The organism is Mycobacterium sp. (genome assembly GCF_025965855.1).
GTDB lineage: Bacteria > Actinomycetota > Actinomycetes > Mycobacteriales > Mycobacteriaceae > Mycobacterium.
In genome coordinates this window covers 19,934-32,056 of record NZ_JAOPWB010000160.1, presented here as the reverse complement: position 1 = coordinate 32,056, position 12,123 = coordinate 19,934, and the positions used below count along the sequence as shown (strand labels likewise).

9 protein-coding genes and 2 pseudogenes are annotated in these 12,123 nt (G+C 67.2%); 8 read left to right on the top strand and 3 right to left on the bottom strand.

The genetic code is table 11. From position 1 onward, the window contains the following. The 3 genes and pseudogenes from JWP83_RS12765 to JWP83_RS12755 form a co-directional block, all read right to left on the bottom strand. A pseudogene (locus JWP83_RS12765) lies at nt 1–381 on the bottom strand (dihydroorotate dehydrogenase (quinone)); the annotation flags it as partial. Continuing rightward, nucleotides 381–587, bottom strand: coding sequence for a DUF5703 family protein (locus JWP83_RS12760; RefSeq protein ID WP_297730325.1), 207 nt, complete (start codon nt 585–587; stop codon nt 381–383). The pseudogene JWP83_RS12765 and the gene JWP83_RS12760, both read right to left, overlap by 1 nt. Nucleotides 588–640: 53 nt before the next feature. Next, nucleotides 641–1,720 (bottom strand): hypothetical protein, encoded by a 1,080-nt coding sequence (locus JWP83_RS12755; protein ID WP_297730322.1) that lies wholly within the window; start codon nt 1,718–1,720, stop codon nt 641–643. 110 nt (nt 1,721–1,830) lie between these two features. On the opposite strand from JWP83_RS12755, the gene JWP83_RS12750 reads away from it, so the two are divergent. From JWP83_RS12750 to JWP83_RS12715, 8 genes and pseudogenes are all read left to right on the top strand, one after another. Continuing rightward, the gene (locus JWP83_RS12750) at nt 1,831–2,133 is read left to right on the top strand and encodes a hypothetical protein (protein ID WP_297730320.1); all 303 of its coding nucleotides are present in this window, start codon (nt 1,831–1,833) and stop codon (nt 2,131–2,133) included. A gap of 98 nt (nt 2,134–2,231) precedes the next feature. Beyond that, nucleotides 2,232–2,999, top strand: coding sequence for a histidine phosphatase family protein (locus tag JWP83_RS12745; RefSeq protein WP_297730318.1), 768 nt, complete (start codon nt 2,232–2,234; stop codon nt 2,997–2,999). A gap of 73 nt (nt 3,000–3,072) precedes the next feature. Then, complete coding sequence (locus JWP83_RS12740; RefSeq protein WP_297730316.1) at nt 3,073–3,660, top strand: DUF3090 domain-containing protein; 588 nt, start codon at nt 3,073–3,075, stop codon at nt 3,658–3,660. Then, entirely contained in the window at nt 3,644–4,471 is an 828-nt protein-coding gene (locus JWP83_RS12735) for an SCO1664 family protein (protein ID WP_367185634.1), read from the top strand. Before JWP83_RS12740 ends, JWP83_RS12735 begins: the two co-directional genes overlap by 17 nt. Before the next feature lie 31 nt (nt 4,472–4,502). Then, on the top strand, nt 4,503–5,312 hold the full coding sequence (locus JWP83_RS12730; protein ID WP_297730314.1) for an inositol monophosphatase family protein: 810 nt from the start codon (nt 4,503–4,505) through the stop codon (nt 5,310–5,312). 26 nt (nt 5,313–5,338) lie between these two features. Continuing rightward, entirely contained in the window at nt 5,339–6,574 is a 1,236-nt protein-coding gene (gene mshC, locus JWP83_RS12725) for a cysteine--1-D-myo-inosityl 2-amino-2-deoxy-alpha-D-glucopyranoside ligase (protein WP_297730311.1), read from the top strand. A gap of 386 nt (nt 6,575–6,960) precedes the next feature. Continuing rightward, complete coding sequence (locus tag JWP83_RS12720; protein WP_297730330.1) at nt 6,961–9,642, top strand: LuxR C-terminal-related transcriptional regulator; 2,682 nt, start codon at nt 6,961–6,963, stop codon at nt 9,640–9,642. A 705-nt stretch (nt 9,643–10,347) separates the two neighbouring features. Next, a pseudogene (locus tag JWP83_RS12715) lies at nt 10,348–11,632 on the top strand (acyltransferase domain-containing protein); the annotation flags it as partial. Between the last annotated feature and the right edge of the window lie 491 nt (nt 11,633–12,123).

Here is a 12,123-nt window from a genome sequence, read left to right as displayed (position 1 = left end):
GAGCGCGCCGGCGCCGCGATTGTTGAACCCCATCCGGTTCAGCAGGGCCCGGTCGGCGGGCAACCGGAAAAGGCGCGGGCCGGGGTTGCCGGGCTGGGGCTGCGCCGTGACCGTGCCCACCTCGGCATACCCGAAACCCAGTGCGCCCCAGGTGAGCAGCCCCTTGCCGTCCTTGTCGAAGCCGGCGGCCAGCCCCAGCGGCCCCGGGAAACGCACCCCGAACACGGTGCTGGCCAGCACCGGATCGGTCGGGGCGAGCCGTCGGTGCAGCAATCGCCGCGTCACGGCGACGGACGTGGTGCCGCGCAGCGCCGCGAACACCAGCGTGTGGATGCGCTCGGGCGGGATTAAGAACAACAGCCGGCGGGTAAGCCGGTACATCACAATTCCGGCTGATCGGGCCGCCGGTTGTTCAGACGAGATTTCTTGCGGCGCAACAACACCCGTCGGCTGCCGTCGGTGTAGAGCCGCACCCGCGTGAGCTCCCAGCCGCGATATTCGGCCTCGATGGACAGCCGGGTCGACGCGCTGACCCGCGTCACTTCGGGCGGCAGGCGCAGCGGTATCCATTCGTATTCGTCGGACATCTCCGCTTCCCAGCCCGCCGGCAGCCGACTCCACCGTGGCGCGGAGCGGCTCGTCACGGGGTGCCCGCCGCGTGCTCGATGATCTGGACGCCCGCACCCGACCCCGACACCACGTACAAGGTGCCCGACGCTTCGTCAAAAGCCAGCGAGTTGGGTTGCTGCACGGTTGGGTATCGCACCCTTTCGACGGGAATTCCGGTTGACAGATCGTAACCAATGACGACGTTCGAGGCGGTGAGGGACACCCAGGCCAGCTCGCGGGAACCGGCCAGGCCGTATGGGGACTGCCGCACCGGGTAGGCCTGCCGCAGGATCAGCGGGGTCCGCGGCGAACAACAGCCGTACACCAGCAGCTGCCCGCCGCGGGTGTCGGCGACCAGGACGCGGTCCAGCGGATCGGCGGCCAGGGTGGTCGCGCCGTCCCCGGCCCGCAGGGCCTGTTCGACGTGGCCGTCGGCGCGGATCGTCGTCACCGAGGACTGGCCCCGGTCCAGAACCACCGTCGTATTCCCTTGCGCGACAAGGGCATCCACGCGTGCGAAGATCTTGTTCCGGCTGCCTACGGTCGCGCTGGTCGGTGTCTGGGAGGTAAGGGCGTAGACGGCGCCGTCCGCGCTGCCCAGCACCAGCCTGCCGTCGGCCCGTTGGGCGATCGCGGTGAAGTCGGCCTGCTCGGCGTCGGCGACCGTGACCTGTGCCGCGTGGCCGGAGGATAGGTCGACCGCGAAGTAGCCACCCCGGGTGGCCAGGTAGGCCGTGCCGCGGCCGTCGCCGGTCAACGCGGTCGCCGGACCCGGCAGCGGGATCACCCGCGGCGCGAGGTGCGCATCACCGAACTCGGCGAGGATGGCGGGCGCCGCCGGGTCGGCGCCGGGAACCAGGACGGCGAGCTGGTGAGCGTTGCCGTCGAACATCGCCGCCGCGGGGTGGCCGGCCAGCGGTCGCACTACACCGGCCGGGTTCTGGGACACCGGAGGTGAGACGGCCGCCTGGGCCGGTTCTATCGTGGGGGGCGCGCTATCGAGCGGATTGCGGGAGCAACCCGCGCTAACCGTGCTCAAGGTCAGCAAAGACAGCAGGCCAACAAAACAGCGTTGAACTGCGCATGGTCTTCCGCTATGTCGTTGCGGCAATTATTTTCCCTCGCGTCACCAACGTGAAAGTCAAATTTTAGGGAACGGTTTCGCATCCAATGTGGCCATGTTGCCTGCATCGGGTCGGACTGGAGAGGTATCGTCGCGTTATGACCGTCATCGTTGACCGGCATCTCGCAGACAATGAGTTTGCTGTCGAGGATATCTCGACGGGGATCTTTGCCAGCGGGTACGGACAACTCGGTGATGGGCGCAGTTTCTCCTTCCATATTGAGCACCGATCGCTCGTCGTCGAAATTTACCGGCCACGCCTCGCGGGCCCCGTTCCGCAGGCCGAGGACGTGGTGGCCAGGGCGGTCCGCGGCCTGGTCGAGATCGACCTCACCGACGAGCGCAGCCTGACCGCCGCGGTACGCGACTCGATCGCGCACGCGGTGCCGGTCTCCCGCTAGTGGCGATCGCAAGCGCGGCGTAGCCGGGCGCTGCGGGTCGCCACCATCGGAGTAGTCACGCCTCAACGCGCCCACCCGTACCGAGTACGGTCGTCGTCGTGACCGTCATCCTGCTCAGGCACGGCCGCTCCACCTCGAACACCGCCGGCACTCTGGCCGGACGCTCCGAAGGCGTCGACCTCGACGACAAGGGGCGCGAGCAGGCCGCCGGACTGATCGACCGGATCGGCGACCTGCCGATCCGTGCCGTGGTCAGCTCGCCGCTGCTGCGCTGCCGGCGCACCGTCGAGCCGCTCGCCGAAGCGCTGTGCCTCGAGCCGCTGATCGACGAGGAGCTCGCCGAGGTGGACTACGGCGACTGGACCGGCCGCAAAATCGGCGAGCTGACGAAAGAGCCGTTGTGGCGGGTGGTCCAGGCCCATCCCAGCGCGGCGGTGTTCCCCGGCGGCGAGGGCCTGGCGCAAGTGCAGTCGCGCGCGGTCGCGGCCATCCGCGGGCACGACCGGCGGCTGGCCGCGGAACATGGCGGAGAACATGGCGGCGACGCGCTCTGGGTGGCCTGCACCCACGGCGACGTCATCAAGTCCGTCGTCGCCGACGCGTACGGCATGCACCTGGACGGGTTCCAGCGCATCACCGCCGACCCGGGGTCGGTGACCGTCATCCGCTACACCCCGCTGCGGCCATTCGTGTTGCACGTCAACCACACCGGCGCGCGGCTGTCCGCCGCGCTGCGAGCCGGGCCGCCGCCGAAGGGCGAGTCCAAGGATGATGAGGCTCACGGTGAGTCAAAGGGGGAGTCGCACACCGAGCCGGCCCAAGCCGTGCCGACGAGTGACGCGGTGGTCGGCGGCTCCACTGATTGATTCCGCTTGAAACAGGCGGAGCGGGGCAATCGAATCGCACGGCGACGGCAACAGCCGGTATTTTGGAGGTGCCATGGCCCGCGCAATTCACGTCTTCCGCACGCCCGACCGCTTCGTGGCCGGGACCGTTGGTCAGCCCGGAAATCGCACGTTTTACATACAGGCCGTGGGCGATTCGCGGGTGGTGTCGGTGATTTTGGAGAAGCAACAGGTCGCGGTGCTCGCGGAACGCATCGGTGCGCTGCTGCTCGAGGTGAACCGGAGGTTCGGAACGCCGGTTCCTCCCGAGCCCTCCGAGATCGACGACCTCAACCCTTTGATCACACCCGTCGATGCGGAGTTTCGGGTCGGGACCATGGGCCTCGGCTGGGATTCGGAGGCGCAGACGGTGGTGGTCGAGTTGCTGGCCGTCACCGACGCCGAGTTCGACGCCTCGGTCGTGCTCGACGACACCGAGGAGGGTCCCGACGCGGTGCGGGTGTTCTTGACGCCGGAGTCGGCACGCCAGTTCGCCACCCGCTCCAACCGCGTCATCTCGGCCGGCCGTCCGCCGTGCCCACTGTGCGACGAACCGTTGGACCCCGAGGGCCACATCTGCGCGCGCACCAACGGCTATAAGCGCAGCGCGCTGCTCGGGCCCGACGATGACCCCACGGAATAACGCGCATAACGACGAGCGTGAGGTGCTGCGGGACGGCGAGCTGACGGTCCTCGGACGCATCCGCTCAGCAAGCAACGCCACCTTCCTGTGCGAGTCGACGCTCGGCGAGTTCAGCGTGCACTGCGTCTACAAACCGATCTCCGGTGAGGCGCCGCTATGGGATTTTCCGGACGGGACCCTGGCCGGTCGCGAACTCGGCGCGTACCTCGTGTCGACGCAGCTGGGGTGGAACATCGTGCCCTACACGGTGATTCGCGACGGGCCGGCGGGTCCGGGCATGCTGCAGCTGTGGGTGCAGCAACCCGGTGACGCGGCCGACCGCGATGCGGCGCCGGGTCCGGACCTGATCGACCTGTTTCCCGCCAACAAGCTGCAGCCGGGCTACCTGCCGGTGCTGCGGGCCTACGACTACGCCGGCGACGAGGTGATCCTGATGCACGCCGACGACATCCGGTTGCGGCGGATGGCGGTGTTCGACGTCCTGATCAACAACGCCGACCGCAAGGGCGGCCACATCCTGTTCGGCATCGACGGCCGGGTGTACGGGGTCGACCACGGCGTGTGCCTGCACGTGGAGAACAAGCTGCGCACCGTGCTGTGGGGCTGGGCGGGAAAGCCAGTCGACGACGAGACGTGCGAGGCCGTCGCCGGGCTCGCCGAGGCCCTCGCCGGCTCGCTGGGCGACGAATTGGCCGGCCAGATCACCCGGGCGGAAATCGCCGCGCTGCGCAGGCGCGCGCACGCGCTGCTGGACAACCCGGTCATGCCCGGACCCAACCGGCACCGCCCCATTCCGTGGCCGGCTTTCTAGGGCGGCCGTCGTCGTCGGCGATACTGAACCGGTGACCAACGGCGCGGAGGACCTGTCAGATCTGACCGATGCCGCCCTGGCCGCCGATCTCGCCGCGGACGCGGGGGAGCTGCTGCTCAAGGTGCGCGAGGAGATCGGTTTCGGCCATCCCTGGGCGCTGGGCGACGCGGGGGACAGCCTGGCGAACGCCCTTATCCTGCGCCGGCTGCGGGCCGAGCGGCCCGGTGACGCGGTGCTCAGCGAGGAAGCCTACGACGATCTTTCCCGGGTGAATCACGACCGGGTGTGGATCATCGATCCGCTGGACGGCACCCGCGAGTTCTCCACGCCGGGCCGCGACGACTGGGCGGTGCACATCGCGCTGTGGCAACGTCCCACCGGCGACCCAACCGACGGCCAGCGCGAGATCACCGACGCGGCCGTCTCCTTGCCCGCCCGCGGCAACGCGGTGTACCGCAGCGACACCGTGACCGCCGGCGCCGCACGCGCCGGCGTTCCCGGGACCATCCGGATCGCCATCAGCGCCACCCGGCCACCCGCGGTCCTCTACCGCATGCGCCAGACGCTGCACATTCAGCCCGTGGCGATCGGTTCGGCGGGCGCCAAGGCGATGGCCGTCGTGGACGGCGATGTCGACGCCTACGTGCACGCTGGAGGCCAGTGGGAGTGGGACTCCGCGGCCCCGGCCGGGGTGGTGATGGCCGCCGGCATGCACGCGTCGCGGCTCGACGGCTCGCCGCTGCGCTACAACCAGCTCGACCCGTACCTGCCCGACTTCGTCATGTGCCGCGCCGAGCTGGCGCCGATCCTGCTCGGCGCCATCAGCCAGGAATTTCGCTGATCTCGCGCGCGTTTAGAGTCGACGTTATGCAGGCGTGGTCTTCCGCACAGGTTCCGGTGGTGCCGGGGCGCGGCCCGGAGCTGCGGCTGTATGACACCTCCGACCGGCAGGTGCGCCCGGTGGCGGCCGGGTCGAAAGCCACGATGTACGTCTGCGGGATCACCCCTTACGACGCGACCCACCTGGGTCACGCGGCCACCTACCTGGCCTTCGACCTGGTGCATCGGCAGTGGCTGGACCTGGGTCACGACGTGCACTACGTGCAGAACGTCACCGACATCGATGATCCCTTGCTGGAGCGCGCCGAGCGCGACGGCGTCGACTGGCGAGAGCTGGGCGAGCGCGAGGTCGCCCTCTTCCGCGAGGACATGACGGCGCTGCGCATACTTGCGCCGCGGGAGTATGTCGGGGTGACCGAGGCGATTGCCGAAGTGGTCGAACTCGTCGAGAAGATGCTGGCGTCGGGAGCGGCGTACGTCCTCGATGACGAATACCCGGACGTCTACTACCGGGCGGACGCCACCATGCAGTTCGGCTACGAGTCCGGCTATGACCGGGAGACCATGCTGGCGCTGTTCGCCGAGCGCGGCGGCGACCCGCGCCGCCCCGGCAAGACCGACGAGCTCGACGCCCTGTTGTGGCGGGCCGCGCGGCCGGGCGAGCCCAGCTGGCCCTCGCCGTTCGGTGCCGGCAGGCCCGGCTGGCACGTCGAGTGCGCGGCGATCGCGCTCAGCCGCATCGGCAGCGGCCTGGATATCCAGGGCGGCGGCAGCGACCTGATCTTTCCGCATCACGAATTCACCGCCGCCCACGCCGAATGCGTGCGCGGCGAGCGGCGATTCGCCCGGCACTATGTGCACGCCGGGATGATCGGCTGGGACGGGCACAAGATGTCCAAGAGCCGCGGCAACCTGGTGCTGGTGTCGGCGTTGCGCGCGCAAGGCGCCGAGCCGGCGGCCATCCGGCTGGGCCTGCTGGCCGGGCACTACCGCGCGGACCGGTTTTGGAGCCGGCAAGTGCTCGACGAGGCGACCGAGCGGCTGCGGCGCTGGCGCGTCGCGACCGCCCTGCCCGCCGCCCCCGACGCGACCGACGTCATCGCCCGGATGCGCCGGTATCTGGCCGATGATCTCGATACGCCGAAAGCCATTGCCGCACTTGATGGTTGGGCGACCGACGCGCTCGAGTACGGCGGCCACGACGCCGGGGCGCCGACTCTGGTGGCGACCGCGGTTGATGCGCTACTCGGGGTGGAACTGTAGACAGCTGCGGTACGTTACGCCCTCGGCCATGGAACCTGTGGGCCGATAGCGGCGTCGCGCAGCCAACAACGCCGAGGTGACGGTCGGCGGCCCGCACCACATCCGCGGCGCCTTAAACGTTTGCTGGAGTCATGTCTTGACGGGTCCGCTAGCTTGCGAAGTGCCTGCACAACCTAGCCGTGCAATTGCACAGATGTTCAGTGGGAGGTATGAAAATGCATTTGCTTGAAAGCGCTTGTTTTCGGGTATCTTAGACAAAGAACGGCGGGGGAGACCGTCGATCTGGCGGTTCCACCGCCGCCTACCCACACGCAAGGGCCCTGACATGACCTCGGTAGGGGTCAGGAGGTACGCCCCCTGTGCAGCGGGAAAGTAGTTGGCCTGTGGTGGAACGCGTCGCGGAGTTCCGTCAGGCGCTGGCGGCACTCAACGACGCGGAGTTCCAAGGGGCCGCGTTGGTCGGCGACAGCGGAGTGGGCAAATCGACATTGGCCCGCATGCTGGCAAAGACGGCCGAGTCGGCCGGGCGGACGGTGCGTTTTGCTTTGGGCACCCAAACGGGTAGCGCCGTGCCGCTGGGCGCGTTTTCTCGCGCGGTGACCCTGGAGGTGGCGCACGAACCGGCCATGATGCTGGCCGCTGCGCATAAAACCCTGGGCCGGGACAAAAACTTAGTGGTCGTGGTCGACGACGCGCAGCTGCTCGATCCGTTGTCGGCCACGCTTGTGAATCAGCTTGCCGCCAGCCGCAGTGCAAGGTTGATCGTGACGATCGGGTTGCGCGAGCCGGTTCTCGACGCCGTGACTGCGCTGTTGAAAGAGCGGCTGTTGCTGACCGTCCATATCGACCCGTTGACCCGCGAGCAAACCAGGGTGCTCGCCGGCGCGTTTCTGGGCGGCGCCGTTGAGCCCCGATTGATCGACGAGTTGTACGCCCGAAGCGCTGGAAATTCCTTGCTATTGCGCGGCTTGCTGAGCGCGAGTCGGGACAGCGGGGTCGTGGTCTGGGCGGAAGGCGCCTGGCAGGTTCGGGGTCCGCTGCACGCAGATCGCGAACTCTACGACCTTCTGGTGTTCCGGCTGCGATCCCTCTCCCCAGAGGAGCTGGAAGTCGTTGAGGTCTTGGCCACTGCTGAGCTGCTGGACTGGGAGATCCTGCGGGGAGTCTGTGATGCCGACGCGGCTGCACGCCTCGAGCGCCGTGGCATCATCCAGTTGGTCGCCGACGGATCACACCCACTGGCGCAGTTGAACCACCCTGTCATCGGTGAAGTGGCACTGCAGCATGCCGGCGTGGTGCGTTCGCGGCAACTCAACGGCATATTGGCACAGGCTTTTCAGAAGTACCTGAACGCAGGGGGGCGGCGCCCATGCTCGCCCGACCCGCGCGGCCGAATCAGGTTGGCACAGTTCACAATGCGAAGCGACTTGGAGCCGGACCCCGATGTGGTCATCGCGGCAGCGGCGGACGCGGTGGCGATGTCGAACGTCGTACTCGGAGAGGAACTGGCTCAATTCGCCCTCGATCGCGGTGGCGGTCTGCAGGCCGCAATGGTGCTTGCTGAGGCGTTGAGTTGGCAGGGGCGCGGCGACGAGGCCGAAGCCGTCTGTCTCGACGCCGACCTCGATGATGCCGGCAAGTGGCTGATCGCGCGGTGGGGCTGTCTGCGCGCAGCGAACCTGTTTTGGGTGCGCGGGCGCATTGAAGAAGCGCTGAGTGCGCTGACCGACGTGAGAAGCCGTGTTCCGTCCGACGCCACTATCGGTGTCGTTATCGACGCCCTGGAGTTGACGATTGCGTACTTCTGCGGCGATGTAGCGACGACGGTGGAAACCGGGCCGAGTTTTTGTGCGTCCGACGTACCGCCGATCGCGGCCGTTTGGGCAGCCGTCCCGACTGCGAGTGCGCTGGCGGCCGCCGGGCGGTTTGGCGATGTTCAACGCATAGCTGATGCCGGGTTGCGCGCGGCTGAGCTGTGCAAAGAGCGACCGCAGCGATTCGCCATCGGGCTGGCCGAGGTGATGGTGGCGACGGCCGCCGGTGACTACCCGGCGGCGGAGCGGCTGTGCACGCGTTACGCGGCGATGGCCGCAGGTGTGCCTACAGCGGAGGCGATGGTGGAAGCGATGCTCGGGCTCCTGCAGGTGGCCCGGGGGGAGCTGTCGTCTGCGTGCGACGCATTCACCCATTCGATCTCGGAGCTGTCTTCCCGAGGTTTTCCGTCGCCTTGGTTGGCGCTGGTGGCCGCTCGGCACGCCCAGGCCGAAGGCGCGCGGGGAGACAGTCAGGCGGCCGCGGCTGCGTTGCGCATCGCGGAGGAAGCGTACGGACCGCAGGTGGCGGTGTTCTTGCCGGAACTAGAGCTTGCCCGGGCCTGGGAGCGGGCGTCCGCCGGCGAAACGGCGGCCGCCCGGGTGCATGCGCTGCAAGCGGCACAGATTGCGCAAGAAGCCGGGATGTATGCGGTGGAGATGCCCGCACGTTATACAGCTACCCGCTTCGGTGACCGTGCGCACGCCGCGCGGCTAGAGGAGCTCGCCGGAACGCTGAACACTCCGTTGGCGGAAGCGGTCGCTATGCATGGCCGCGGCCTGGCCCGCCACGACGGCGGTCTGCTCGATGCTGCGGCACGCCGGTTCACGGAACTCGGTGCAGTGGCTCTTGCCGCCGACGCGTCGGCTCAGGCGGCGGGCGAACATGCCCGCCGGGGCGATCGCGGCAAGGAAGTCGAGTCCTCGACCTGGGCCTATGGTCTGGCCAGCCAATGCGGATTGCGTACGCCGGCGCTGGAGGCCGCAGCGCGCCCGCTACCGTTCAGCGGCCGCGAGCGCCAGATCGTGATGCTGGTGGTGGCCGGTTTGTCAAACCGTCAGATCGCAGATCGGTTGTTTATTTCCGTGCGGACGGTGGAGGGACACCTCTACCGCATCTTTACCAAACTAGGCATCAACAATCGCGACCAACTCGTCCACCTAATGAGCCGGGATTCGCTGGCCACAGGACGTTATCTGGACGTTACGACCGAGGCGTTGCGCAACAAGCGTCACGACCACCCCGCGACCGGCTGAGTCTTCCGGTAGCGGTTCTTCCCCTCGCCAGGCGAACGCCATTCGTACAACGAAAAACGGTCCGCTATAAAGCATTCGGTGACCTGCTGCGCTCAGGATGGTTCACAGTCGGGTTCGCGGCGTACTTCCGGGTCTCGTCAATAGGCCAGCCGCCCGAGCAAATCACGACCTCATGTGCAGAAACCCCGGTCGCGAACGTAAATGCAACCACTGGTCGGGCCACTACTCGGTCTTGGCACGCTCACCACTCGACTCGGATGAATCGCGCCACCACCCCGGCCCAAGCAACCATAGGCTTCCGCGCATGACAGCTGTTCGAGAGGGCTTGGCCGGTTCGACGCTCATCGATTACGACGTGGATTCGTTCAGCTCTACCAAATTTTCCCACGGGTTGATCTTTGGCGCTTGCCGAAAACTCGCTCGTCGGGCAGGCGCTGGCGCCGTTCGGTACTTGCCAGACGGCCGTCGAACACAACGACCTTCGTCACTGGCGTCGACAAGGGGCCTGCCAGAACGGGAAATCACTTAACGATAAGGGGTCAACCGTGGTTGAGGTTTCGAATGCGAACACGACCTGCCCGACGCAAAAGGCAAATTCCGGCGCGCAGCCCGCGGGGAGCATTACCACGGGGCCGAATTCAGTCGTTCAAGCTCGACGGCATGACCATGATGTTTCGCGACGTATCCTTTGTGCCGGAACCAGATTCGCCGGTGAGCACGCTGGTGCTCTTCGGTAGGACGTCGGAGTGCATTGCGACGCTGGCCGGAGTGCTGGCTAAGTGGATGACTGGTGAGGGTGCTCAGGTAGGGCTCGCTGACGTGGCCCACACGCTCAACCATCATCGGGCCCGGCATTCCCGCTTTGCCACCGTTTGTGCGCGCGACCGCGCCCAGGCGGTGGCCGGGTTGGCGGCATTGGCGGCGGGACGGCCGGCCGAAGGCGTGGCGGGCCCGCATGAGGGGCCATGCGGATCGGGAACGGTTTTTGTGTATTCCGGCCAGGGCTCGCAGTGGGCGGGGATGGGCCGTCGGTTGTTGGCCGACGAGCTGGAGTTCGCGATGGCGGTGGCCTGGTTGGAGCCGATTTTCGTTGAGCAAGTGGGATTTTCGCTGCAGCGGGTGCTGGCTGATGGGGCACCGGTGGTCGGGGATGCGCGGGTGCAGCCGGTATTGATGGGCCTGCAGTTGGCACTCACCGAGTTGTGGCGCTCCTACGGGATGGTCCCCGACGCGGTGGTTGGGCATTCGATGGGGGAGGTCACCGCCGCGGTGGTGGCCGGGGCGCTGACGCCGGTGCAGGGGTTGCGTGTGATCGCGGCCCGGTCGCGGTTGATGGCTCGGCTTGCCGGGCAGGGCGCGGTGGCGTCGCTGAAGCTTGATCCCGCAACGACTGCGGCACTGATCGCTGAGTATCCGGGGGTAGCTGTGGCCGGATTTTCCTCGCCGCGCCAAACCGTAATCGCCGGACCGCCTGCGCAAGTGGATGCGGTGATCGTCGAAGCCCGGCAGCAAAACCGATTTGCCCGACGGTTGAACATGGAGGTCGCCTCGCATACCGCCTTGATGGATCCAATCCTGCCTGAACTGCGGGCGGCGCTGGCCGATGTAGCTCCCAAGAAGCTGGTGCTGCCGTTTATCTCCACGGTGACCGATGCCGCAACCACCCCGGTGCTCGACGCCGATTACTGGGTGGCCAATATGCGCCAGCCGGTGCGGTTCTCCGAAGCCATCGCGACCGCGGGGAAGCATAATGCCACCTTCATCGAGATCAGCCCGCATCCGATACTGACGCAGGCCATCACCGAGACACTGCGCGACGCCCATCACCACAGCGTCGGCACGCTGTGGCGTGACGGCGACGACACCCTGTAGCTTTCACACCAATGTCAATGCCGCCCAGGACATTCACCCGCCGGAGACTCCGCACCCACCGGAACCGCATCCGGTGCTGCCCACCATGCCCTGGCAGCGCACGCGCCTCTGGGTCAGCGTCGCGCGGGCGAGGCGTCGCCGGTGAGACTGTGCAGTCACGTGTAGATGTGCGGCGTGGGGCGACGCCGTCTGTTTGATATCGATTCGAAATTCAAAGGTCGAGAATACGCTGCTGATGCACAGCAAGCGCCAGCGCAACCTGATTCGGGCTTGCGATTCGACCTGACCGGCAAGGCTGAACAGTCGAGCCGATAGAGTTCCTCGCCTACTTCGCTGACTGGTGGATCGGCAGCGCTGAGGCGCTCAAGCCTCATGGTTAAGAATCAGAGTTTGAACACAGATTGCAAGGATTTTGGCCGCTCTACGCTATCTAGGCGCGCCCGCTACTCTACTTGAGTTAAACCTGCCGACACCGGCTCACGCGCCCATAGGCTCCCGCACATGACACCCAGTCGACGTTTTGTGTTAAACCTGCGTACACCCTCTCACGCGGCCATAGCCTCGCGCGCATGACACCCAGTCGACGACGCGGCCGGGCGGGCCGCAGAG